Source organism: Bacteroidota bacterium (assembly GCA_039111535.1).
In the GTDB taxonomy this organism is placed as follows: Bacteria; Bacteroidota; Rhodothermia; order Rhodothermales; family JAHQVL01; genus JBCCIM01.
Genome location: JBCCIM010000035.1, coordinates 13,656 through 38,858, shown reverse-complemented (window position 1 = coordinate 38,858; position 25,203 = coordinate 13,656). Strand labels below are relative to the sequence as shown.

The window sequence follows — 25,203 nt, the reverse complement described above, 5'->3', positions numbered from 1 at the left end:
CGATGACCCAACAGAGCGATACGGACTATTCAATGGAGATGGCGTTCGACAACCCAGGAGTCATTGACTTTAAATTCACCGCGAACGAGTCTTGGGACATCAATCTCGGAGCAATTGAAGCAAATCCTGCTGGGTTTCCCATTTCAGGTGTGGCCGCAATAGATGGCGGCAATAACACACAGAACATCCGAGCGTATATCCCCGCACCTGGTACGTATAAGTTTACCCTGAACAGCGAAACGTATGCGTATTCGCTAGACAGTCTTGCGACACGCTAGGGTATTACTCGGCTTTTGCAGGCTTGCTTTTGGATTTGCTTGCGTCAGATTTGCCTGAGTCAGAATTGCTTGAAGAAGAGGAAGCCGTGTCACCTTTGGTGCTTTCCGAGGTGCCGCTGCTTCCTTTTTCTTTGGCCTGCGCATTGCCTGCTGAACTGCCCGACTTGCCATAGTCTGTCAGGTAAAAACCAGAGCCTTTGAATACGAGGCCGGCGCCGCCGCTGATAATCCGCTTTACTTTCTGTCCGGTAGTCGGACATACCTCGAGGGCATCAGCTGTGATGCGCTGATCAATTTCAAAGACACTCCCGTCTTCCCGTTTGTAGGTGTAGGTAGGCATACGATGTTATCAGATTACGATACAGATATAACGGAAAGGATAACTTTTTAATAGCGGTGAGGTTTCTGTGCCGGATAATTCAGGGCCTAGGCGTATAGCACATCTATTTCACAACAAAGTAGAAGCACGTAGTGCTCCTAGGTTAGGGACAACGACATATTACGTTGTAAACGTATATTGCCACATCATGGCGTTATTCACGGTTCGTTGTGGTCTTTTGATTCCTCTCATTCGCATTACTAACCACCAATGTCTCAATCCTTATTACGAGCAAGCGTGATATGCTTGCTCGTCGTGTTTCCTGCGACAGGCTATGGCCAGTCCTCAACAGCCTTTGAATGGCCTGATGGTGCAGTTGCGGCTGTAAGTTTGACGTTTGACGATGCGCGGCCCAGTCAGGTGTCAAAAGGAATACCGTTGCTCGATCGCTTTGGTGCAAAAGGTACTTTTTATGTAATGCCGGGAGCTGTTGAAGCGCAGTTGGCGGGGTGGAAGGCCGCTATTGCTACCGGCCATGAGATTGGGAATCACTCGATGATGCATCCATGCTCTGGTAACTTTTTGTGGGCGCGTGACAAGGCCCTCGAGCAGTATTCATTGGATGAGATGCGCGCTGAACTGGCGCAGGCAAACAAAAAACTGCATGCATTGTTGGGGGTAACGCCCGTCTCGTTTGCGTACCCCTGCGGGCAGTCTTTTGTGGGGCGGGGAAGCGCAACGAAAAGTTACGTGCCAGTTATTGCTGACATGTTTACATCGGGCAGAGGATGGTTGGATGAAGCTGCGAGCGACCCGGCTTATGTAGATATGGCGCAGCTCACCGGGATCGAGATGGACGGCAAAACCTTCGAAGAAGTGCTTGCTATATTAGATCAGGCAAAAGCAGATGGTGGTTGGGTAATCCTTTCAGGCCATGAAATGGATGACGGAGGCCGGCAAACTACGCGGCTGGCTATGCTTGAGCAACTTATCCCATACCTGCAGGACCCGGCAAACGGATTCTGGTTGGATACAGTTGAGGAGATCGCCGATTATGTGATCGAAGCGCGAGGGAGTATCCAATAAAGGCGAATAGAATTTGTTGACCTATAACACGCCTAATTGGTCGATTTTGGCAAAACGGTCTCGTTTTCACCGGTGATGGACTCGTAAGCTATATCTGCGAGTTTGGCACGGACAGCGCTGTGCTTTTTGTTGTCCCTTGTCGGGTACACGCGGTTGGTCAACAGGATCACGAACAAATCGGCTTCGGGGTCGATCCAGAGTGAGGTACCGGTGAAGCCTGTGTGCCCAAAGCTTTTGGTGCTGAACAGCTGGCCGGCCGAGGAGTAGCCTTCCGGGCTTTTGGTGTCCCAGCCCAGCGCGCGGCTGTGCCGAGAACCGTCTACGGCAGCTGTGAACAACCGCACGGTCTCTTCTTTAAGGAATGCCTGTCCGTTGTGTTTGCCTTCATTCATCATCATAAATGCAAACTTGGAAAGGTCTTTGGCCGTCGAAAAAAGGCCGGCATGCCCGGCAGTACCGCCGAGGCTGTAAGCAGTCTCGTCGTGTACTTCGCCTTGCACAAGGCGTTTCCTGAAATTCTGGTCGACTTCAGTAGGTACAACGGTCTGATCGGATCCCACGCCAGAGCGGCGGAAGCCGGTATCGTTCATGCCCAATGGTGCAAAAATGTTGCGTGTTGTATACGTCCCGAAATTCTGCCCACTAATTTTTTCAACCAGCAGCGCAAGCACGATCATGTTGAAGTCGCTATAGCGCATTTCGGTGCCCGGTGCATAGATGAGCTCCTCGGAAAAGATGGCGTCGATAATGCCGCTGCGCGTGGTGATACCTTCCTGGTGAAACGGGCGAAAAGGAGTCATGCCACTTGTATGCGTCAGCAGATGCCTGACAGTTAGGCCATCTTTGCCATTCTGACCGAAGTTAGGCAGAAACTTGGCGATTTTATCGTCGAGTTTCAGCTTGCCTTGCTCATATAACTGCATAATGGCCGTTGTCGTCGCAACTACCTTGGTCAGCGACGCAAGATCAAACTTGGAGGTAGGTGCCACGCGGCGCTCCGAGTCGTAGGTGTAGTACCCATACCCCTGGAGTTTTACCAATACATCAGGCCGGCCAATTGCTATGGCTGCACCCGGGAATGCCTGGTCGGCAATAGATGCATTGATAAGAGAGTCAACGCGTGAGAGCGACGCGCTCGACATCCCAACTTCTTCTGGGTAGCCTTCCCGGGCAAAAAGTTGGGGCACCTGGATGCCTTCGCCAAACTGGTAGAGCCCGGGGATGGTGATAGGCAATTTGCCTTTAATGGCCGTTTGCCCAAACATGGCCTGCGCCACGGCTTTCTCGGAAGATTCGCTTTCTCCGTAAGCCGCAATATACACATTCGGCTGCCGTGTGAGGTCGTTAACGAGGTACGGAGAGCCAAAAGAAACGAGAATTGTTGGTTTGTTTTGCCGCACCAGTCTATTCATGAAAGACTGAATGCGCGCTGGCAATGCAATGCGGTTGGTACCGGACCGGAAGGGCCGATACGTGGGAATGATAATCAGGTCAGCATTTCTGGCGCGACTGAGTACCTTGTTGTAGTCGTCGTTGGTTGACCTTGTATCGATCAGGTAATTTGATACAGAAGAACGCGTGGCAAGCGACCTGAATACGGAATTGAAATATTGCCCGCGCTCAGGTTCATCAGAGTCACTGATGGTAACGATAGCAACGCGTCTTGGGGTTTGCTTCAGCGGCAAGAGGTTGCGCTGGTTGCTCAGTAAAGTCACTGATTCACGGGCAACGGTTTCGCTGATCATTTTGTGGTAATTGGTTGCCACAATCTGACGTGTACTGGACGGGTTGAGCAACCTGTTTCTGTTCAGCCCGAGCCATTCTTTTGTTGTTAAGAGGCGCATGACAGACTGGTCAATGCGTTCCTCTGTGAGCCGGCCTTCCTCGACGGCGCGCAGAATAGCAGCCCGCGCAGCATATTCGTCTTGCGACATCACCAAAATATCCACGCCGGCTTCAATGGCGCGTACGGCGCTCTCACCGGTGCCGAAAGACTTCGTGATGCCCGACATTCGCATGGCATCCGATACAATCAAGCCCTTAAAGCCCATCTCTTCACGAAGCAACGAATTTACGACAGCAGGGGCGAGGGTAGCCGGGATGTTGGTGTCAGGCTCAAGTTCAGGGAGCGCAAGGTGTCCCATCATAACGCTCATGATGCCGGCATCGCGTGCTGCCCGAAACGGCACAAGCTCTACAGAATCCAGCCGGGCGCGTGTGAAAGGTAAGATGGGAAGATCCGAGTGGGAGTCCGTTGCCGTGTCTCCGTGGCCTGGAAAATGCTTCACGGTTGCAATCACATTGCCATCCTGCAAGCCGAAGGTGAACGCGGTAACCATGTCTGCCACCAGGTTTGCCCGTTCGCCGTAAGAGCGGATGTTGATTACGGGATTGTCTGCGTTGTTGTTGATGTCGGCCACAGGCGCAAATACCTGATAAACGCCAAGCGCACGCGCTTCGCGGGCTGTGATGAGGCCGGCTGAGTAGGCCAGGTCAGTATTCCTGCTTGCCCCAAAAGCCATGGCAGAAGGGAAATGTGTTGTGCGTTTGAGTCGGAAGCCGGCGCCGGTCTCCATGTCCTGCGACGTAATAAGGGGCAGGTTAGACATGTTTTGCAGGTCATTTGCCAGTTGCGCCTGCGAAAAAGGATCACCCTGAAAAAACACCACACCGCCTACTTCGAAGCGTTCAACCAGGTCAACCAGGCGTTTGTATGCCGGATCATCAGAACTCTGGTAAACGCCGTAGGCATACGGGAAAAATAATTGTGAGACTTTTTGTTCGAGGGTAAGCTTATTCAGTGTTGCGCGTGCCCATGCGCCTTTGCCTTCAAGATATTGGTCGTAGGTATCTTGCGATACGGGTTCAGAAGAGGAGAACGTGATGGTTACCCATGCAGGGATTGCTATCACACAAATGACAATGGTCAACGCAGTAACCCTGTCTAACAGGGTCGTCTGCCGGGATGGAGACGCGAAAGGCGGCTCTTCTTCATGCAAGTCGTAAGAATCGCGCTGATACAAGGTATTTACCGAGGTGCTAACAATGTTTTACGGAGGTTACGCCTGACACCTATTACAATCCTGGTATATTGCAGATTGCAATGAACGTCAACTTCAGGGCACACAACATTTGAAAAGGCAATTCAAATATACTATCTCGTTTCGTTAAAGCCATAATCCGCAAAGAGAATCAAGATGTTTTGAATAATAAATACGGAAAAGTGTTCTCGGGCGCGGAACGGACTCGTTTTGGATGCATAGACGGCACGTTGGAACGGGTTTTATGTTAAAAGGTGCAGGTTGAAAGTTTTGCGCTGCTTGATCATTTTAAACATTGTCCCTTAAACCTTAACCCTAAACGTATTTACTTTGGAAAATAGTGAAGACGGACGCGGTAGCATCATGCGGGTACTCTTTCTAGGAGTACTGGTAACTGCGTTGGACATAGCAATTCTTGGGCCAGCACTACGTTCCATCGGTGTCTCTTTTGCGGTGGACGAGCGGACAGTGGCGTGGGTGTTTATCATTTACACCCTTTTTACCCAGCTGGGTGTACCGTTTATGAGCCGCCTCTCTGATCAGTTTGGCCGGCGCTTTGCCTTTTGCTGGAGTATGGACATTTTCATCCTGGGGTTGGTTGTTGTGGTTGTTAGTGAGCAATTTACCGGGGTGCTGGCCGGCCGCGCTTTGCAGGGAATAGGGGCTTCAGGTGTCCTACCGGTAGCCAGCGCGGTTATAGGAGACCTGTATCCACCAGAGAAACGGGGACGGATGCTCGGCTTGATCGGTGCTGTGTTTGGAATCTCGTTCATTTTTGGGCCGGCTATTGGCGGTATTCTTATTCAGTATGGCTGGCAGTGGTTATTCCTGATTACTTTGCCGCCCGCCATCATCGTTTGGATCTGGGCCCTGCTAAAGCTGCCGCGTGCAAAGCCGGCAGATGCTGCCGGGTTGGATTTGGCTGGTATTCTCAGTCTGGGTACCGCTTTGGCGCTTATTACCCTTGGCATCAACAAGATCGACTCCAATGCTTTTGGTGCGAGTCTGCTCTCGATGTCTGTTTGGCCTTACCTGCTTGCCAGCCTGGCGTGTTTTGGGTTCTTTGTGTTTATCGAGCGCCGTGTGGAAGCACCATTTGTGCGGCTTGGTCTTTTTTCTTCGCGCCAGGTCAATATCGCCTGTTTTATCAGCGTAGGGGCCGGCATGAGTGAAGCCATCTTTGTCTTCCTGCCCAGCTTCGCCGTTGTCGCTTTTGGTGTTGGTGATCGTGAAGCGTCTTTCATGCTTCTACCGCTGGTCTTTGCGCTGGCAATTGGCTCGCCTTTGTGGGGCAGGCTGTTAGACAAAGCAGGGACGCGCATTGTTGTTATTGCCGGCACCTTCATGGTTGTAGCCGGTACCTTCATTTTGGCTACCCTGATGCCTAATGTAAACCTTTATTACGCAGGGACTGCGCTCATCGGATTTGGACTCGCAGCAATTCTCGGATCTGCTATCAGCTATATTTTACTGGAAGAAGCCAAAAAAACAGAGCGCACTGTGGCACAGGGCATAGTACGTCTTTTTAAAGGCTTTGGCCGGCTTCTTGGTGGTTCCATGATTGGGGCGATTGTTGCCTCTTCGGCAGATAGCACCGGGGGATACACCACGGCTTTTCTGATTATCGCTGTATTGGCAACCGTGTTTCATCTGTTTTCATACGGTTTGCGGGCTAAAAGTGATAGCTTGCAACTCGACACCCAACAACCGGCGGTGGAATCATAACACATGTATAAACAGCTGTCTTTCATATTATGGATGATGGGCACCGTTTGGATGTCTGGATGTTTGTCAGAAGAGGCACAAAAAACTGTACCGGTGTCTGATAAAACTGTGTCAGATGTTTTTGAGTTGGATGAAATCCTTGAGCAATACGTCGGTGACTTGCGCGCTGAAGGGCAGGTTGTGCAAGCGTTTGAGGTTATTGAAGCACTAGAGCCGCAAACGCGAAGCGATCACATTCTCATCACCGAGACGCCGGCGCCGCCGTTTAAGGAAGCGGCACGCGCAGCCCTGTTTGCAGACCTGTTACAAGAAGCCGGCGCAGACTCTGTTTGGATTGATGCCGTTGGTAATGTCCTGGGCTTGCGCAAGGGGCAGCAGGGCCGGCATGCCACGCAGGATCGGCGCACGGTAGCATTGTCGGCGCACCTGGATACTGTATTTCCGGAAGGGACCAACGTGAACGTGGTGATTCGGGGAGATACCCTTTTTGCGCCGGGCGTTGGAGATGACTCCCGGGGCCTGGTCGAGGTACTAACCGTCTTGCGTGCCTTGGCGCAGTCTGGTATTGAAACGGAAGCGGATGTACTGTTCATCGGTACGGTAGGAGAGGAAGGCCTTGGCGATTTGCGTGGCGTCAAACACCTGTTTAGCAATGAAGGACCTGGCATTGACGCCTGGCTTGCCATTGATGGTGGACGGTTTGGCAATATTGTGCATCGCGGTTTGGGGTCGCATCGCTATCGGGTTACGTTCAGGGGTCCCGGCGGGCACTCGTGGGGTGCGTTTGGGATGGCAAATCCGCACCATGCATTGGGTGATGCAATCAGTAAGTTTGTAGAAAAAGCTGATGCGTTTACTGAGGAGGGGGCCAGAACCTCCTACAATATTGGCCGGCTGGGTGGTGGCACTTCCATAAACTCTATACCTTTTGTCTCCTGGATGGAAATTGATCTGCGTTCGGAAGATCCAGGCCGGCTCAGTGCGATTGATTCCTTGTTACACGCAGCAATTGCAGAAGCGCTGGATGCGCAGAATATTATGCGGCGCTCCGGGCCACTTTTGAAGGTTAATGTTGATATGATCGGCAACCGACCCTCAGGAAGTATTGAAAAAGACGTTCCAATTGTGCAATATGCAGTGGCTGCAGCCCACTTGCTCGGGGGAACGCCAACCTTTTCGATTTCTTCTACTGACTCAAATATCCCGATTTCCCAGGGTATTCCTGGCATAACAATCGGAAGAGGTGGTGAAGGAGGCCATGCACATTCTTTGCTGGAATGGTGGATTAACGATGAGGGGCACCGGAGCATACAGTGGGCTTTGTTAACCCTGCTGGCAGAAGCACGGTTAGCAAAGCGTGTGGCCTAACACACCTTTCCCACCAATCCCGTTGTGCTCGTGATTTCTCGTATTCCTGCGTTCGTTCTCTTTGTACTCGCTTCCTGCCTGATTGGCGGTTGTGCTTCGCCCGAAACCAATGAAGCTGCATCCTCGCCACCCAATCTCATCGTTATCATCGCAGATGACCTGTCGTGGGATGACCTTGGCACTTACGGACACCCGCACATCAAAACGCCAAACCTGGATCGGATGGCGAAAGAGGGGATGCAGTTTAATCAGGCATTCCTCACGACAAGCTCATGCAGTCCCAGTCGAAGCAGTATCCTCACAGGGCAGTATCCTCACAACACCGATGCGGAGCAATTACATTTCCCGCTTCCTGGTGAGCAGATTACTTTCGTAGAAAAACTCAAAGAATCTGGCTATTGGACGGCGCAGGCCGGCAAGTGGCATCTTGGTGATGCCGTGCGCGACCGGTTTGACGTGATCCGAGACGTAGGCACTATTGGTTTTGCGTTGTCGGCTGATGGTAAAGACTTGCCGCCAGAAGGTGATGGCAGTGGGTGTGAAAACTGGCTCTCGCTGCTTCGCGACCGGCCGGTAGAGCAACCGTTTTTCCTCTGGCTCGCTGCTGTGGATCCCCACAGGATCTATGAAGAGGGCGCCATTGATGAGCCGCACACGGCTGATGATGTGATTGTCCCGCCATACATGCCAGATGTGTCGGAAGTCCGCGCGGATCTCGCGCTGTACTACGACGAAGTTAGCCGGCTCGACTCCTATGTAGGACTGATACTTGATGAGCTGGAAGCGCAGGGTATTGCCGAAAATACGCTGGTACTTTTCATGAGCGACAACGGCCGGCCTTTCCAGCGCGATAAAACCACTTTGTATGACGGCGGCATCAAGACTCCTTTTCTTGTTAAATGGCCGGCATCGGTTGATGCCGCTTCGCAGTCCAACAGCCTGGTGAGTGCGGTAGACATCGCACCTACGTTTCTTTCGCTTGCCGGCGTGGCTGTGCCTGAAAACTTTGAAGGGCTCGATTTTTCTCCCATCTTCACGAACCCCGAAGCCGAAATTCGCGGCGCTATCTATGCTGAAGACCACTGGCATGATCACGATGATTTTGGACGCGCGGTACGCACCCATCAGTACAAGTATATTCGGAATTTCTTCCCTGAACATGCCAACACACCGCCTGCTGATGCGCTCACCGGGCGGGCATTCAAAGCTACCTATCTCTTGAAAGAAGCAGGTGCCCTGAACGCAGATCAGCTGCGCATTTTTAATGCACCAAGGCCTTCAGAGGAGTTGTACGACGTCGTTGCAGATCCTTTTGAGTTGGAAAATCTGGTGGGGTCATCAAGCCATCAGGAAGTCTTGCTAAACATGCGCGCGCGCCTGGCTGCCATGCGCGAAGCAAGTGGTGACACCGATCCTGAGTTCAGGACGCCAGACGAGTTTGATCGCGTGACTGGAGCGCCAAACGAATTCAGGAGTCGTCCGCGATTATCGAAAGATGAATTGAGGGCCCAGGGGGCGATTGGGGGGTGAGTTAGGAGTGAAGCGTTAGGAGTTTTGGAGGTTGCTTAGTAGAACATGTCTTTCATCTCATCACGGGCGTCGTCGGCGGAGGTGGGGTGGTCTTGTGTCATGTCCTCATAGAAGGCCTCGTCGTATGTACGGGTTTTCATAACCACGGGCATGGGGACGGCATGGCCCAGCACGAGCGCTTGTTGTTTGGAGTCGAGTGATGCTAGAATTTGCCTGAGGCTGGATGCGTTGCTGGTGCCTACGAGGGCTGCGCCGATGTCTTTCTCATCGCTCAGTTGGGCGACGATCTTGGTGCCAATCTGGCTGAGTACCTCTTCGTCGATGGCGCTGGGGCGCTGGTCTACAACAAGCAGCGATACGAAGAACTTGCGCATCTCTCTCGCAATATTCCCAAACGGGGTTTCTCTTGCAATACCAGGACTGAGGAATTTGTGGGCTTCCTCAATGGTGATGATCAGCGGCTTGGGTTTGTCTGCCTCATTTTTTGTTTGCAGATAGGTACTAGTTTTACGCTCATAGGCGTCTCGCAGCCGGCGCGTAATCACATTGGCAACCAGCAGGTACACCTTCAGATCATCGTATTTCCCAAACTCGAGTACGATCGATTTGCCTTCATCGATATATGAAATCAATGATTTGATAACATCCTGTTTGCCACCAGAGCTTTCGGTGCTGAAGAAATCGTACTGTACAAACGGACTAAGTTTTCGCTTCAACGCTTCGAGCGAACTGGTATTTGCGCCGCAAGTTTTGGCCAGATCTTCGATGCCGGCAGCATCCGTTTCGAGGATCTTCTGTAGCCAGGCCTTGCCAAATTTTTGCCGTACCAAAAACGCGCTTTCCGCCGCAGTTGCGTTTAACGACAATGTCTCGCGCAAGGGCAGGATATCTTCCGGTAATATCTGATCAGCATACAGATAGACATCGAGATCAGGTGTAGCACCGCGGTTGCGCGTCGACTTCGGGTCGAGGGAGAAGATGACTACCTTGGAGGGGAAGAGCTCTCTGAGGCCTTTTACAAACGCTGTGCCGCCTTCCTGGCGCGCATTGAGTCCGTACTCCGAGTGCATGTCGAAAATAAGGTTGACAGCCCGGTCGTTTTTGATGGTGCCGCTCAGCAATAGCCGGGTCAAAAATGTTTTGCCTGTGCCTGTTTTCCCAAAGACTGCATTCGAGCGCTCTACAAACCGTTTGAGGTTGATACAGACGGGAATGTTTTCCATGCCCAACGGTTCACCCATGAAGAAGTAGGTCTTTCCGCCGTCGTTTGCTTCGTGGCCAAAAATGCGGGCTACATCGTCGGCTGTTGCCCTGGCGACAAGCGAAAAGTGGGAGGGAATGGTTTTGACAACGCGCGGCGCTTCGTCTTGCAAGTCCTGATGTTTGCCGTTGGGCAGCATCAGCATGGGTTTGAGCGAGATGGTCGCATATGTGGCAGTGCCGTGCATTACATCGCGCAGGAGCTGGTCTGACTCGCCCGGTGGATGGAGGAGAATGCCTTCGTTAGATGCATCGATGCGCGCATCCGTGATCATTGAGAAAAAATCGTATTGCGCACCTTGAATGACGACAAACGTGCCAGCCACTACTTCTTCAATAGACACCGAAGCATCGAGCTTCATCTCGACGCCTTTGCTCAGCGCCCCTTGCGTTATGATACCAATTTTGCCGGGGCGGTCATTGGGGTTGGACAACATCAAGTGTCTCTTCCGTCTTGGGTGATTTTCTCAAACAGTTTCTGTGTCAATAATCCGGACAGTAAAATGGTCACGATCGCGTGGATCAAGCCGGCAAAGACATTACGAAAGAAATATCTAACACCCTGGGGGAATAACAAAATAAGAAAAAAGGAGCCTATACCCCCAAGCAAGACTTTCTCAACCGTGTTGCGGTGTTTACTTTTCAAATTACCCATACAATTAGCGTTCTTGCCTTATTAGTTAGCTTGCTGGTTTACAAGCAACTGGCCACAGGCGGCATCAATATCCTGGCCTCTACTGCGTCGGACCGTCACCAGTACCTTTTTCTGTGTCAGCACCTTGATGAACGCGTTTAATCGCGCCTCGCTGGTTTTAGAAAACGGCACTGCTGAGACGGGGTTGTACATGATCAGGTTGACTTTCGACGGAAAACGTGCTGAAAGCGCCGCGAGATGCTGGGCATCTTCAGGTGTATCATTGAAACCGTCAAACATGCAGTACTCAAACGTGATACGCCGGCCTGTTTTTTTGGTGTAATACGTGAGGGCATCCATCAGCGCTTTTACATCTGTCCGCTCATTGCGGTTTACCGGCATGATGGAGCTACGTTTTTCATCCGTAGGCGCGTGCAGCGAAACGGCCAAATTGAACCGTGTCTCATCATCAGCCAACTGACGGATGCGTCGCGCAAGGCCTACCGTGGAAACAGTTATGCGTTTTGGAGAAAGCCCCAATCCTTCGTCATCGGTAAGTAGCCGTGTGCTTTGCAACACGCTGTCGTAGTTTTGCATCGGCTCACCCATGCCCATGTAGACGATGTTGGTGACTGGTCTGCCAAAATGTTCAAGGGCCAGCTCATTTAGCTGCCATACCTGATCATAAATCTCGGCAGCGTTCAGATTTTGCTTGAACCCCATGAGTCCGGTTGCACAGAATGAGCATCTCATGGCGCAGCCTACCTGGCTTGATACGCATACAGTGAGGCGTTTGGCTTCGTTGTTCTCGTTGAAGTCGGGAATGAGCACGGACTCAACCTGCAAGCCTGAGGGCAGTTTGAACAGGCACTTCATGGTGCGGTCTTTGGCAATCTGCATGAGATCAAGCGTGAGATGCTTGATGGTTGCATGCTCTTCGAGGTGATGCCTGAATGCTTTGGGCAGGTTGGTCATTTCCTCAAACGTACGCGCGCCTTTGCCATACATCCACTGGAAAAGTTGCCTGCCCCGGAAAGCGGGTTGTCCTGCATCTTTTGCGTACTGCTCCAATGCCTCGCGGCTCAGGGTAAATAAATTGGTAGCCGATTCTTCTGTAGCCGATTCTTCTGTAGCCGGAGTCATAGCGCTGAGGGATTGTCCAGCCCGTAAACGCGCTTCTCGGACGGAGGTTTGCCTGGTCTCAGGCTTTAAACATGGGGCGGCGAATTACCCATACAGCAACCCCGATGGTGAAGGCCGCAAAAAGTGCAGTAATAAGCAGCGAAACAGGCAGGCTCTGCAGTGTTTCTGGCACTTCTCCTGGCATGTACATGCCTATACGGAGGGCATCTACCGCGTAAGAAACAGGGTTCAGGAGTATGAACCATTGCAAAACCCTGGATGCGCCGGCATACGGGAAGAAGGCACCAGACAACATCCATAGCGGAAGCAGGAAGAGGTTCATGATTGCATGGAAGCCGCGCGTGGTAGACATAATCCAGGCAATGGATACCCCCAGCGCTGTGAATGACAGGCCAGTGAGGAAGCAGGTAAGGGCAATCACCAGAAATCCTGCGAAGGAAGGGACATGGCCAATGGCAGGTAGCAACAACAGCAGCAATAAGGTTTGTAATAGCACGAGCGTTGTACCACCCAGGGTTGTGCCAAAAACAAACGAGGTTCGGGAAATGGGTGCTATCAGCGCAGCCTGCAAAAAGCCAGATTTGCGTTCTTCTACAATCGATATGGTAGAGAAAATCGCTGTAAACAGAATCATCAGCGCTATGATGCCGGGAAAAAGGTATTCCAGGTAGTTGACGGATGCGGTGTCAACACCAGGGAGTGCAAAAGAGCGCTGGAACCCGAGTCCGAGCAGGAGCCAGAAAACAATCGGTTGTGCAAGGGCGCCAATCACCCGGCTTCGATCCCGCACGAATTTGATAATTTCACGTTTCCAAAGAGCTTGCAGTACGTAGAACATGTGGGGAAGTACTAGTCGAGTTGGGCCAGGTACTGGTGGCCAGTTGTTGTGAGGAAAACGTCTTCGAGTGTAGGTTTGCGGATTGTCGCACTATCAATCAACTCAGGAAAGGCCGCATAGAATGCCGGCAAGGCTTCGATGGCTTTAGGATCTGACAGGCAGACTGCATTATCGAGCGTTTGCACAGGAAAGGCATACGCATCCGCAATTGAGGCGCCGAGCTTTTCTGCTTCTTGCGAGGCTAGCCAAAGCATCTGATTGCCCAGTTCCTCACGTAGCGTTGAGGGGTTGCCTGCAACGGCTACACGGCCGGCATCTAGAATGACAACTTCATCACATTGCTCAGCTTCTTCGAGCAGATGGGTTGCCAAAATGAGGGTAAGGTTTTCTTCCTGTCGCAGGGTATGCAGCAATTGCCAGAACCCGTGTCGTGCTGCAGGATCAAGTGCTGTTGTAGGCTCATCCAGGAAAAGCACGCGGGGTTTATGCAAAACTCCGCGAACAATATCGGCGCGGCGCTTGAGGCCGCCTGAGAGCTTTTTTACCCGATCATCGAGTCGGTCTGCTACACCCATTTTTTCAGCAAGCACAGTGATACGCTCGCGGAGCTGCCTGGCTGGCATTCCGTACATGCGGCCGTGAAAGGTGAGGTTTTCCCGCACCGTCAACTCTTCGTCGAGTGAGGGCTGCTGGAAAATCATGCTAATGCTTGCACGAACATTGCTCGAGGCAGACGTTGTGTCGTGCCCGAAGACCTTACAGACGCCTTCTTCCGGAGGCATCAGGGTCGAAAGAATACGGAATAACGTGGTTTTGCCACTACCGTTCGGGCCGAGCAAGCCAAAAAAAGCACCATGAGCAACATCAAAGCTGACCTGGTCAAGTGCTTGAAACGAACCGTAGTGATACGAAACGCCGTGTACCGAGACGGCAGAACTGGACATATACGCTGAATAAGATACGCTGGATGGGGAATGCTGTGGTTACTGCTAGTATCGTGCGGCTTAAGGTTACTGGTTTAAGGGTACATGTTGTGTTTTTTGAACATTGAATCACAGTCCTTAAATCAGCTACCGGCACCACGCTGGAATATTGATAGCGTGTGCTTAGATAAACCGATCAATTATAAGTAATAGAACGAGCACAGGTATATGCACGATAGAGGCCTTGAGCACACGGCGTGCTGCAACATTGGTCATGGTTCGATAGAAAACAACGCACGTGCCCAGCAGCCACAAACTTACGAGCAATACACCTGCAAAATAAATAACGCCGGTCAATCCCATAAAAGTAGGGAGGATGCTGGCAATCAGGAGAAATACTGCGGATACAAGCATCTGGTTTGCCGTGGAGCGCCCAAGGGGTTCAACAACAGGGAGCATTTTAAAACCGGCCCGGCCATAATCCTTTCTGTACATCCAGGCCAGTGCGAGGAAATGGGGCAACTGCCAGATCACGAGGATTGCAAAAATCACCCAGCCTCCGGCGGCAACTGATCCCGTTGCGGCGGTCCAGCCACCAAGGGCTGGCAAGGCGCCTGGAATGGTGCCTACAAAGGTATTGTACTTGGTATGCTGTTTCAGGGGGGTATAAAGGAAGATATAGAGAACGATAGTGAGCGCGGCCAGCAAGCTGGTCAGCGGGTTGGTGAAGACGAGCAAAAGCGTAAGACCTGCCAAAGAGCTTATGCACGCAAGGGCAAGCGCGTTAACCGGTTTGATCCTGCCGGCAGGTAAAGGGCGGTTTTCCGTTCTCTTCATCTCGGCGTCTTTATGCCGCTCGATGTAGTGATTAAATGCGGCGCCACCGGCTGAAGAGAGCGCTACACCAATCATGAGTGCGACGAGTTGGAAACCATCAATAGGGGAGGTGCTGCCCAGCAGATAGCCGGCTACGGCAGAAATGGTGACGAGGAACGTAATTTCCGGCTTGGTAAGCGTAAAAAAATCTGCCAGCTTCGAACGGGTTACATCTTGCTGGATTAGGGATGCCTGGGGGGGCGAAGGTACAACATGGTTCAAAGCTACATCCTCTGTGAGGGTAGTGACAAAAATCTGCTGATGGACGTCATCAGGATCCGGCGTAACTGAATGCTTAGTGCTCATTGTATGGAGAAAACTTACCAACAAATAGCCAGTTCCGTTAAGACCTCTTGAACGAAAAACTATGGAACGATTTCACCAGAAGTAGATACACAATCGCACTTGTCTTTTAACACGTTGTCTGAATACGTTTAACGCCGCCTTCTGCTGGCATTTCCGAGATCAATCATCATGCAAAATAAAGGGACCCTCATTGTTTCCATTTCTGGTATTCGTGGCATCTTTGGTGACGGACTCGATCCTGCCGGGATTGTGCAGTATGCTACCGCATTTGGTACCTGGTGTGCAAGACGTGCTGCCAGTCGCAATGTGAAGCCGCTTGTCATTGTCGGCCGTGATGCGCGGGTAACAGGCAAAATTTGTGCTAATCTTGTTATCGCTTCCTTGCAAAGTACTGGCTGCGATGTTGTTGATCTCGACTTGGCCACCACGCCTACGGTAGCTTCGGCCGTACTCGATCTGGAAGCGTTGGGGGGGGTAATTTTATCGGCTTCTCATAATCCTGTGCAGTGGAATGCCCTGAAAATGCTTGGCGATTTTGGCGAATTTTTGCGTGCTTCTGAGGCAGAAGAGGTGATTCAACTCGCTCAGCGTGGGGAAGCCGAGACGGTTTCATACGAAGGAATAGGTAGCCTTACTACGCGCGATTACCTGCAGGAGCACATTCAGAGCATCCTGGATTTGCCCTACATCAAACCTGAGAAAATTGCCGGTCGTGATTTCAAAGTTACCGTAGATGCAATCAATTCTGTGGGAGGCATTGCAATTCCTGCCTTGCTAGAACAGTTGGGCGTTCGGAAGGAAAATATTACCGTCTTGAACGGCGAGCCCAATGGACTCTTTGCCCACAACCCTGAACCACTTCCCCAAAATTTAACAGGTATTGTGGAAGCTGTCGCGAGAGAAGGCGCAGACCTTGGCATTGTGGTCGACCCTGACGCAGATCGCCTTGCGTTGGTTGCTGACGGTGGCGTTTATGTTAGCGAAGAGCTGACCCAGGTGATGGCTGCGGACTTTCTGTTTCGCCATAACCCCGGACCATTTGTAACCAACCTTTCTTCCTCTCGTGCGATTGAAGATGTTGCTGCCGGCTTCAATGTGCCGGTGTACCGTGCCCCTGTCGGTGAAATTAATATCGTCGATAAAATGAAAGAGGTTGATGCTGTATTGGGCGGTGAGGGGAGTGGTGGCGTAATTCTGGCCGAGTTGCACCACGGTCGTGATGCGCTCATCGGTGCAGCGATGATTCTACAACACTTGACCGACGAGGATATCTCGATGTCCGAATTGCTTGCACGTATGCCCGTGTATGCAATGTCGAAAGGCAAAATTCCCCTGGGTGAACTGGATGCTGATCACGTGCTGGCTGTGCTTGCTGAGCGCTTTAAAGATGAAAAACACTCAACCATTGATGGGCTGAAAATTGATTTCCCCGACGGGTGGGTCCACTTGCGCAAATCGAACACAGAACCCATTCTCCGGATTTACACAGAAGCCCCAACAGCAGCCGAAGCAGACCAACTGGCGAACCGTTTCCGTGAAGCGCTTGAAAGTGTAGGTGCTGAAGCCTAGCTTCCCCGTTCGCGGAACCTCAGGCTTCTACCCGAAAACGATTGTATAAACACCTCGGCAGTTTTTTTCGAAACCGACAGTTCTGGACCATCGGTCTGGTCTTCTCGATAAATGCAATTCTGTTTGCGTTCTGGATTACACGTATCCCGGAGGTTAAAAGCCGGCTGGCGCTCAGTGATGGGGACCTCGGGCTGGTATTGTTTGGGATGCCGGCAGGTGCCTTGCTTGCCATGCTCTCGATCAGTGTTTTTGTAGGCCGCTATGGCGCCGTCAGGGTCACGCTGGTTTCTGCAGCCTGCTATATTGCCACGATGGTTTTACCGCTCCTGGCGAGTAGCTTCTGGATGTTGGCCATCAGCCTGTTCTTCGTCGGTTTGTTTATGGGTGCGATGGATATTGCAATGAACGCCGTAGCATCGCTACTCGAGAAAGACTATGATACCGCAATCATGTCTACTTGCCACGGTTTTTTTAGCCTGGGCGGGATGATTGGAGCAGCTTTGGGGAGCTTACTGATCGCCTATTCGGTTGATGCGGTCACACAAATGCTGGCCGGCATGGTAACCGTTTCGCTGCTGCTGTTTTTTATTTTGAAGCCCATCCTTGAAACTGTACGGGAAACGCATGAAGAGACGGAGAGCCATTTTGCCCTGCCTGGCAAGGCCCTGATAGGCCTGGCGGTGGTCGCGTTTTGTTCGATGCAGGGAGAAGGTGGCGTAGCAGATTGGAGTGCCGTTTACATGGAGCAGGTGGTCCAGGCTGCAGATTATACATGGGGACTCGCATTTACCGGTTTTGCACTCAGTATGACCCTGGTACGGTTTGCCGGTGATACCGTCGTGGCCCGCGTTGGGGCGCGCAAAGTTATCCTGGTCGCGAGCGCCGGCGTCATGCTTGGCCTGGCCATGTTGTTGCCGGCACTAGCGTGGCTTAGTATTGCAGGCTTTACAGTGGCAGGAATCGGGTATGCATTGCTTGTCCCGATCGTTTTTTCCGAAGCCGGCAAGCAACCCGGTATCCATCCATCGAAAGGGATTGCGGCAGTGGCAACTTTTGGGTATCTGGGCTTCCTCATTGGCCCCGTATTGATAGGGGGAATCGCAGAGTGGTACGGACTCAAATCCGGATTTGGTTACCTGATTGTATTCACAGCGATTGCTGTTGTCCTGTACCTGGCGTTTGATCGAAAAAAGCTGCCGGCTTAGTTTTTAAGCCCTTCAGTAACAAAGCTAGCAAAAGGTCTGGGTGACAAAAATCTGGTGGTTCAGGTTCGTAGCTATCCCTATGCCACCGTACAGGTAATCTTTTCGCAATATATTTTCTCTGTGTCCCTGGCTCTGCATCCAGTTGCCTACAATTTCTGATGCAAGGGCATCAGCGGACTTCCAATCATACGTGCGCTCTTCCACACCGTTGATGGTTACTGATTTGTACTGGCTGTACAGGTAGGACATGAAGATGTTTTCCCCGATGCCTGTGGGGAAGAGGCCGTTGTATCCTTTGGATTTGCATTCAAACTTGGCAATCCTGGCCCGGTCGGTTGGAGAGTGTCCTTCGGGGTTGATGTGGGCAACATAGTCTCGGATGGCCATGTCAGCGCTATGCGCGCGCGAGAGTGAGACCAGTTGTGTTTTGGATTTGAGCGGCGCAATCTTTTGCTTGTCGCGCTCGGCATTTACCATGTCGCGCACCTGACGCTCCAGGGCTTCAATGTCGAGGTCAGCGGCAGCGGGATGCAGTTGGTTGTGCGTGGGGCCGTGCAAGCCGGTGAACAGGCAGGCACAGAGCACGCTGGCAAACAGCAGCTTCATGTTTAGTCATCGAGGTTGAGCAGCTGCTCGATCAGATCTACCGTTGTTACGCCTTCAGCTTCGGCATTGAAGTTGGTTACAATGCGGTGCCGAAGCACAGGAATGGCGATGTTACGCACATCGCTTATTAGAGGAGTTGATCTACCGTCTAGTGCAGCCATGGCTTTGGCGCCGAGAATCAGGTATTGCGAGGCACGAGGGCCGGCACCATAGCTCAGGAAGTTAGTCACAAAATCGGGCGTACCTTCCCGACCTGGACGCGTGTTAGAGACAAGCCTGACCGCATACTCTATTACATTATCAGCAACAGGAATCTGGCGTACCAGCTGCTGATAAGCCCGCAACTGCTCAGCAGTAACAACGGGCTTAATATCATTTGATGAAGCGCTGGTTGTGTTACGAACCACGTCTACTTCTTGCTGGAAGCTTGGGTAATCGAGCCACAGATTCAACATGAAGCGGTCCAGCTGCGCCTCAGGAAGGGGATAGGTACCCTCTTGTTCGATGGGGTTTTGGGTGGCTAATACAAAAAATGGTTCATCAAGCGTAAACGTTTGCCCGGCAGCGGTTACGCGGTGCTCTTGCATGGCCTCAAGTAAGGCTGCCTGGGTTTTGGGCGGTGTACGGTTGATTTCATCAGCAAGCACAACATTGGCAAAGACAGGGCCTTTTACGAAGCGGAAAGAACGCTTGCCCGTTGTTGTGTCTTCTTCTATGATCTCTGTGCCGGTGATGTCGCCAGGCATGAGATCAGGCGTAAACTGAATACGGCTGAAATTGAGTGCCAATGCGTCAGCCAGCGTGCGAATTAGCAGCGTTTTGGCGAGGCCTGGCACGCCGACCAGCAGTACATGGCCATTCGCGAGCAAGCTTACAAAGATGCGTTCGATAATGATGTCTTGTCCGACAATCACTTTTGATACTTCTTTACGCAGGCTACCAAAGGTATCCTGAAGGGCATCCAGTAAAGAAATGTCTACGTCTATTTGCTCCGTCTCGGCCATGAAGGGGAAAGATGTTTAGATTAATTGCTCTTTCGACGAATACGCCTAGTTGTTGTTGCGTGCAAGCTGAAATGCTTTTGCCTTTCCTCTCATTTCGATGAATACTTCTTCTCGAAGCTCATCAAGCCACTTCGCCAACACAAGCTGTTGTTTCTCTTGCAAGGCAAGCAACTGAATGCGTTCATAGTCCGTTTCGATGTCTACGACATGCTCCGGTACTCTCCGTTGGAGATGGATAATGTGGAAAGCGCGCTTCCCATCGAGGAGTTCAACTTCCGCCGGCTCACTGATGTCACCTTCTGTCATGTCATTGATGGTCTGTCGCCACGTAAAGTTTAGCGCCTGCAAAACGAGGTCACGCTCACCGGTCCGAAGGTCCAGTACACGGCCACCGAGTTTTTTTGATACCTCTTCTTCTGAGTGCCGTCTGGCCATTAATTCAAACGGGACATCAGCCACGTCTATTGAATCCCGAACCTCTGTCAGGTATGCAATTGCATTTGCCGGATCAGCAGACGATTCATCAACAGAAATGAGCACATGGTTAAAGTCTAACTCATCCCCACGCCTGTCATTTACGCGAAGGATATGATAGCCGTAAGGTGACTCGAAAACCTGCGAGATTTCTCCAATTTCTGCGCGCGATGCGACGGCTGCAAATTCGGGAACGAGTTCGCGCAACTTACTGCCTTTGTAGTGGCCACCCGATTGCTGAGAGCCAGTGTCATCTGTAAACTGTGTGGCAAGATCCTCCATTGAGCCACCACCAACCACAACAGAGTCGCGGATTGTGGTGATCAATTCAATTGCATAGTCTTTTGCTGCCTGTGAGGGCTCAGGATAGCGTACGATGTGCGCAAGGCGCACAACGTCGGGGATGACCGGTAGCGAGTCCTGGGGGAACTGAGAGAACCATTCGCGCACCTCTGAAGGCGTAACTTTAATGGTGTTGATTTTGCCGCCCTGTAGCTGCTCAGCCAGCAACTGGTCGCGCATGTCTTCGCGCAAATCAGATTTTACTTCGAGGGTAGATTTGCCGTAAGCTGCTTCAAACTGTGCTGTACCACCCAGTTGCCCGGTAAGCTGTTGCACCCGCTGGTCGAGTACCTGCTCCAACTGCTCATCAGTTACAACAAGGTTGGTGTCTTTTTTTGCGTGGATGGTCATTACGCGCTGGTCGATCAGCTGGTCGAGCGCGGTGAGCCAAACATCGCCAGAGTATTCAACGGGTTGTGATTGGAGGAGGCGGAGTACAATGGACTCCACTTCGGACCGAAGGATGATATACTCATCAACAACAGCCACAATTTCATCTATTACTTCATCGGACCCGGAATTGGCGCCGCTGGTTGATTGCGCGCCGGCGTGGTGGATAGTCGCGGGAAATAGTAGGCCGATAAAAAGGGCCAGGATGGTGGTCCCGGCTTTAAAATGCTTCAGGAAGCTCATCTAGGTAATACCTGTATCTCGTTCGAGTACACAACGAACGGTATATAACGAATATTGCCTGCGAATCTGCAGGCATCGACAACACAATAGCAGCAGCAGTTAGCTAGTCATTGAGATACTTGATTTCCAAGTCTTCCCTGGCCAATGCTTCTGTTCTCAGCCGTTGAACCTGACGTGCAAGCATCTGTTTCCTTGCCTCAATAGTGAGGCGTTGCTTGAGTTCAGCCTCAATCCAGGTAAGTTCGGGGACGGCGCCGGCCACGCGTCGTTCTACCACCTGCACAAAATGATAGTTTACGCCTTCCTGTATTACAGGAGAAATCTGGTTTACGTTAAGCCGTGCAACCATTTCTCGCAGTTGTGCAGAGGGAAACAGCACACTGCGGGGGTAAAATGTATTGGAGAGCATCGCTGAGGCGTTCGGGTCGAGTGCATAACGATCAATGAGCGACGGCCAGAGAGAATCTGCTTTGCCGGCTACCGTAGCGTCGCGCAGGAGCAAGCGCGCCTGCTCAGCCTCTATCGCATCTCTGCTCGATAGATAGCGCACCCGGATATAGTCTTCTCTCAGGGCAAGCTGTTCAACATTTTTTGCGTAATACGCCTCAATCTCTTCTGGCGAAGGGTCCAGCGGTTCTTGCTGGAAAAGGCGCGAGATAAAGGTGCTCACAAGTACCGAACGCTCGTTTTCTTCCAGCAATCGCAATACTTCAAGGTCATTACGAAGGCCACGACGAATGGCCTCTTGGGCGATAAGTTCGTTTTTGACCCATTCCTCAGCGATCTGCTCCATGGCTTCGCTGGAATCCTGGCCGGCTGGGAATACCTCGAACATCGGGCCGAGGTCATCCTGGGTAAGCAGCCGTTCTCCAACACGCGCGATATACTCAACATCTTCGTGTTTTTCTTTGCATGCAGTTAGGCCCAGCACGCAAACGAGCAGCAGGCCCGTAAAACAGAAACGGCTAATCATGTTCATGGTCAGGGAGTAATTGGCGCTTCAGGGTGGAGCGAAGGGGGCGGGGAGAATATAGGTACATCCCATCAGAAGATGTACCGCTTTTAGCGAAATTAAGGCGAAGCCTGTTGCAACGCTGTGTTTGCCAAACAGGACTTCGCCTTAATTTGCTTCACTTTGAGACAAGCAGGTTATGCCTGCCTCACGCAGTATACGATGGTCAGCATACGACGTGCGTCTTACTGTCCTGCGTTTTGCGTTTTGTTGTCAAAGAGATCTTTTTCTTTCATGAGGATTGCTTTGTCTTCAGCAAAGGCTCCTGAAAGGGGTGCCGGCATTTTCTTGATGCCATATTTGTCGCGCAGGCGATCAAGCAACGCGTTTTCGAGCTCGGTCTGGTAGCCGTTCAGCACTTCAGATCGGGCTTCATCGAATGATTTTTTCCGAGCCGGCGCTATGCCATCATTAATCATCAGTAAGAAACCGTTGCTGTGGCGCGTCGGCGACACATAATCGCCAGATTCAAGCGCCAGCGCCCGATCAAAGACGGATTTGTTTGGGCCAACCAGGAAGGTTGTATCAACACGCACCATCATCGTTGAATCCATGGCAGCCATGCTCACAAGCTCGTTGAGGGCCGTTCCTTCGTCGAGTTTTGTTGCCAGTGTGTTCAAAACAGAATCAGACTGGGCACGGAAGCTTACAATTCTTGTTCGATCTTCAAACCAGAAGCTGTCAGCGCGAGGTGCGTGATACTTCATCAGGCCAGCGGTGTCTTGCGCAGCGGCGGTCCAAACAGAGTCTTCCATGAGCTTGAAGAGCAACAAGCCATTCTTGAACTCGTCGAGGATCTGCTTGAAAGAATCGTCACGGCTTTCGAGGCGTGCCGCTTCGTAGTTCAGCGCTTCATCGTTGAGGAAGCGTTCCAGGGCGTCGTAAACGAGGCCAAGGGTATCTGGCTGGAATGGGATAGAAGCTGTTTCTACAAACGTTACCACTTCGCGGAAGGTGAACGTCTCATCGCCAAGGGAGGCAATTTCCATGTTCAGCTGGTTCGCTGGGGTTTGCAAGATGTTTGGTACACCAAAATGCCGGCCATCCAGAATTTCAAGCGTCAGCGTTGTGTCTACCGATACGCCGTACTTCTCACGAATCTGCATTGCCATGGCATTTTCTGCCTTTCTCAGGCGTGGCAAGCGAGATGCGTGGTTTTTTAGTTCGTCGTAAGCTTCTTCAAACGTTTCAGTTGCCTGGCGTTTGTCGAGCTTGATAATGTGGTAGCCATATTCGGTTTTTACGACATCGCTGTAGTCGCCAGGATTTTCAAGCGCAAACAAGGCATCCTTGAACGCGTCTGGCATGCCTGGCTGGGTGAACCGGAGGCGTCCGATCTGTCCACCGCGGCTGCCTGAGTCGAGATCTTCCGACTCTTCCTTTGCAAGTGTGGCAAAGTCTTCGCCGGCATCGAGTCGCATTTTGATTTGGGCGATACGGCCTTCAGAATCAAGCGAATCGAGTGAGGAAGGTTTGAAATACCGCACAGCAATGTGTGAAGCCCAAACATCGGCAACTTTAGCACGGCGATCATGGATTTTCATGATGTGGTAGCCAAAATCGGTTCTGAAAACCTCAGATACTGAATCTATTGGCGTTGTGTAGGCGCGGTCTTCAAATGGCTTTACCATCTGGCCGCCTACAAAATAACCAAGCCGGCCCATGGCACCACTGCGCTGGCCGCGTGCTGAAGGGTCTTCAGAGTTACGGAAGGCCAGTTCGTTAAAGTCGATGCCCATTTCAATGGAATCTCTGATTGTCTCCATTTTGATTCGGGCAGTCTCCAGTTCTTCAGGGGTTGCTCCCTGGCCGGCGCGTACAAGAATATGGCTGGCATCAACCATGTTCTGTTTACGCACATAAAGGTCGCGCAGGATCGGGTCGAGGATTTCTTTCTCCAGCAGATACGGACGCGCAAGCTGGTTGCGGTAGGTATCAATTTCGGAGAGGAGAGTAGAATCCTGGTCGAGGCCAATGTCTTTTGCATAAAGTACTTTCAACCTAAAATCGACATATCTGTCAAGGAATTCGGTGTACATGGGCATCGAGTCTGCAGCTGCGATGTCGCGGCCGCCAACAGATCTTGCATATTCATCCTCGAACTCTTCGAGGCCTAGCGTTTGGTCGCCAAACATGGCAACTTGCGGGGTTTTGGGCATATCTGGCATCTGATCAGCACCAGTGTCCCCAACATTTGAACTGCTACAGCCGGCGACGAACAAGGCTGCCAGCAACATCGATGGAACAAGCGTACGCAATTTTTTGAAGCTTTGAATGTTTATCATTTTATTAAATCATGCTACGATGTTGAACAAGCAATACTGCTAAAGAGCAACTTTCGGAAATCGTAGGGGTCCTACTCATCAGCAGTTGCAGCTATCTTTGGAGCTTCTCATGTCTGGAAACACACTTAATAACGGCGATAGAGCGTTGATCGAAGCGTTTCAGACCGGAGATGAATTTGCTTTTGTTTCCCTATACAATCGTTACAAGGATGCAGTCTACGCGTTTTGTGTAAAAATGCTCCTGAATAAGGAGTTGGCACAAGACGTTTTACAAGACACATTCTTGCGTGTTTACGAGAACAGGGAAAGGCTTATGAAAACAGATTCATTTAAGGCCTGGTTGTTTACGATCGCGCGTAATCAATGCTTAAATCAGCTCAGGCGTAACAATTGGCAGATTCCGCTCGATCCGGAAATGGCTTTACCGCCGCATTTGCACGGAGCAAAAAACACGCCGATGCATGAGCTTGAGAAAAGTGAAAAGATTGCATTGGTAAATCGGTTCCTGCTGGAATTGAAAGCTGACTATCGCGAAGTCATCATTTTGCGTGAATACCAGAATATGACCTACGAAGAGATTGCAGCTGTTACGAGAAGTACACTGAGTGCAGTAAAATCGCGGTTATTCAAAGCGCGGAAGAAACTCGGGGTATATCTCGAAGAAGTACTTGGAAGTGAAACGGAGAAATTAACGACCGATTAGATCGGAAGGCACACGTTCTGTAGTCATTGCCCAAGAACCTATC

At 51.4% G+C, this 25,203-nt stretch carries 19 protein-coding genes and 1 pseudogene; 8 read left to right on the top strand and 12 right to left on the bottom strand.

Features of this window, described 5'->3' with window-relative positions; translation table 11 throughout:
- The coding region (locus tag AAF564_08005; GenBank protein ID MEM8485479.1) for a hypothetical protein at window positions 1-278 on the top strand (278 nt) is incomplete at its 5' end.
- Between the two features lie 4 nt (window positions 279-282).
- Here AAF564_08005 and AAF564_08000 read toward each other — a convergent pair.
- Window positions 283-618 carry a zinc ribbon domain-containing protein gene (locus AAF564_08000; GenBank protein MEM8485478.1) on the bottom strand — a complete coding sequence of 112 codons (336 nt, stop codon included), beginning with the start codon at window positions 616-618 and terminating at the stop codon, window positions 283-285.
- A gap of 249 nt (window positions 619-867) precedes the next feature.
- Between AAF564_08000 and AAF564_07995 the strand changes: the two genes are divergently transcribed.
- Window positions 868-1,683 carry a polysaccharide deacetylase family protein gene (locus AAF564_07995; protein MEM8485477.1) on the top strand — a complete coding sequence of 272 codons (816 nt, stop codon included), beginning with the start codon at window positions 868-870 and terminating at the stop codon, window positions 1,681-1,683.
- A gap of 32 nt (window positions 1,684-1,715) precedes the next feature.
- On the opposite strand, the gene AAF564_07990 is transcribed toward AAF564_07995, so the two are convergent.
- Window positions 1,716-4,706, bottom strand: a complete 2,991-nt coding sequence (locus tag AAF564_07990) for a glycoside hydrolase family 3 N-terminal domain-containing protein (protein MEM8485476.1) — start codon at window positions 4,704-4,706, stop codon at window positions 1,716-1,718.
- 348 nt (window positions 4,707-5,054) lie between these two features.
- Between AAF564_07990 and AAF564_07985 the strand changes: the two genes are divergently transcribed.
- From AAF564_07985 to AAF564_07975, 3 genes are read left to right on the top strand one after another with little or no spacing between them, the layout of a single operon-like run.
- A complete protein-coding gene (locus AAF564_07985; GenBank protein ID MEM8485475.1) occupies window positions 5,055-6,449 on the top strand; it encodes an MFS transporter in 1,395 nt (464 codons plus the stop codon).
- A 3-nt stretch (window positions 6,450-6,452) separates the two neighbouring features.
- Window positions 6,453-7,817, top strand: coding sequence for a M20/M25/M40 family metallo-hydrolase (locus AAF564_07980; protein ID MEM8485474.1), 1,365 nt, complete (start codon window positions 6,453-6,455; stop codon window positions 7,815-7,817).
- A 30-nt stretch (window positions 7,818-7,847) separates the two neighbouring features.
- Complete coding sequence (locus tag AAF564_07975) at window positions 7,848-9,347, top strand: sulfatase (GenBank protein ID MEM8485473.1); 1,500 nt, start codon at window positions 7,848-7,850, stop codon at window positions 9,345-9,347.
- A 35-nt stretch (window positions 9,348-9,382) separates the two neighbouring features.
- Here AAF564_07975 and AAF564_07970 read toward each other — a convergent pair whose 3' ends face one another.
- The 5 genes from AAF564_07970 to cyoE all read right to left on the bottom strand — a co-directional run bounded on the left by AAF564_07970 (window position 9,383) and on the right by cyoE (window position 15,327).
- Window positions 9,383-11,044 carry an ATP-binding protein gene (locus AAF564_07970; protein ID MEM8485472.1) on the bottom strand — a complete coding sequence of 554 codons (1,662 nt, stop codon included), beginning with the start codon at window positions 11,042-11,044 and terminating at the stop codon, window positions 9,383-9,385.
- A gap of 239 nt (window positions 11,045-11,283) precedes the next feature.
- Entirely contained in the window at window positions 11,284-12,384 is a 1,101-nt protein-coding gene (rlmN, locus tag AAF564_07965; protein MEM8485471.1) for a 23S rRNA (adenine(2503)-C(2))-methyltransferase RlmN, read from the bottom strand.
- A 58-nt stretch (window positions 12,385-12,442) separates the two neighbouring features.
- Window positions 12,443-13,222, bottom strand: coding sequence for an ABC transporter permease (locus AAF564_07960; GenBank protein ID MEM8485470.1), 780 nt, complete (start codon window positions 13,220-13,222; stop codon window positions 12,443-12,445).
- An 11-nt stretch (window positions 13,223-13,233) separates the two neighbouring features.
- Entirely contained in the window at window positions 13,234-14,166 is a 933-nt protein-coding gene (locus AAF564_07955; GenBank protein MEM8485469.1) for an ABC transporter ATP-binding protein, read from the bottom strand.
- Between the two features lie 162 nt (window positions 14,167-14,328).
- Window positions 14,329-15,327 carry a heme o synthase gene (gene cyoE, locus AAF564_07950; protein MEM8485468.1) on the bottom strand — a complete coding sequence of 333 codons (999 nt, stop codon included), beginning with the start codon at window positions 15,325-15,327 and terminating at the stop codon, window positions 14,329-14,331.
- Window positions 15,328-15,495: 168 nt separating this feature from the next.
- Here cyoE and glmM point away from each other — a divergent pair, with 168 nt between their 5' ends.
- Complete coding sequence (glmM, locus tag AAF564_07945) at window positions 15,496-16,896, top strand: phosphoglucosamine mutase (protein ID MEM8485467.1); 1,401 nt, start codon at window positions 15,496-15,498, stop codon at window positions 16,894-16,896.
- A gap of 26 nt (window positions 16,897-16,922) precedes the next feature.
- Window positions 16,923-18,101 (top strand): annotated as a pseudogene (locus AAF564_07940) (MFS transporter).
- 24 nt (window positions 18,102-18,125) lie between these two features.
- Here AAF564_07940 and AAF564_07935 read toward each other — a convergent pair.
- From AAF564_07935 to AAF564_07915, 5 genes are all read right to left on the bottom strand, one after another.
- Entirely contained in the window at window positions 18,126-18,707 is a 582-nt protein-coding gene (locus AAF564_07935; protein MEM8485466.1) for a CAP domain-containing protein, read from the bottom strand.
- A gap of 2 nt (window positions 18,708-18,709) precedes the next feature.
- Window positions 18,710-19,711 carry a MoxR family ATPase gene (locus AAF564_07930; GenBank protein ID MEM8485465.1) on the bottom strand — a complete coding sequence of 334 codons (1,002 nt, stop codon included), beginning with the start codon at window positions 19,709-19,711 and terminating at the stop codon, window positions 18,710-18,712.
- Between the two features lie 45 nt (window positions 19,712-19,756).
- Window positions 19,757-21,160, bottom strand: a complete 1,404-nt coding sequence (locus AAF564_07925; GenBank protein ID MEM8485464.1) for a peptidylprolyl isomerase — start codon at window positions 21,158-21,160, stop codon at window positions 19,757-19,759.
- A 103-nt stretch (window positions 21,161-21,263) separates the two neighbouring features.
- Window positions 21,264-22,139 (bottom strand): peptidyl-prolyl cis-trans isomerase, encoded by an 876-nt coding sequence (locus AAF564_07920; GenBank protein MEM8485463.1) that lies wholly within the window; start codon window positions 22,137-22,139, stop codon window positions 21,264-21,266.
- A gap of 218 nt (window positions 22,140-22,357) precedes the next feature.
- Window positions 22,358-24,457, bottom strand: a complete 2,100-nt coding sequence (locus AAF564_07915; protein MEM8485462.1) for a peptidylprolyl isomerase — start codon at window positions 24,455-24,457, stop codon at window positions 22,358-22,360.
- A 109-nt stretch (window positions 24,458-24,566) separates the two neighbouring features.
- Between AAF564_07915 and AAF564_07910 the strand changes: the two genes are divergently transcribed.
- On the top strand, window positions 24,567-25,160 hold the full coding sequence (locus AAF564_07910) for an RNA polymerase sigma factor (GenBank protein ID MEM8485461.1): 594 nt from the start codon (window positions 24,567-24,569) through the stop codon (window positions 25,158-25,160).
- Window positions 25,161-25,203: the final 43 nt, after the last annotated feature.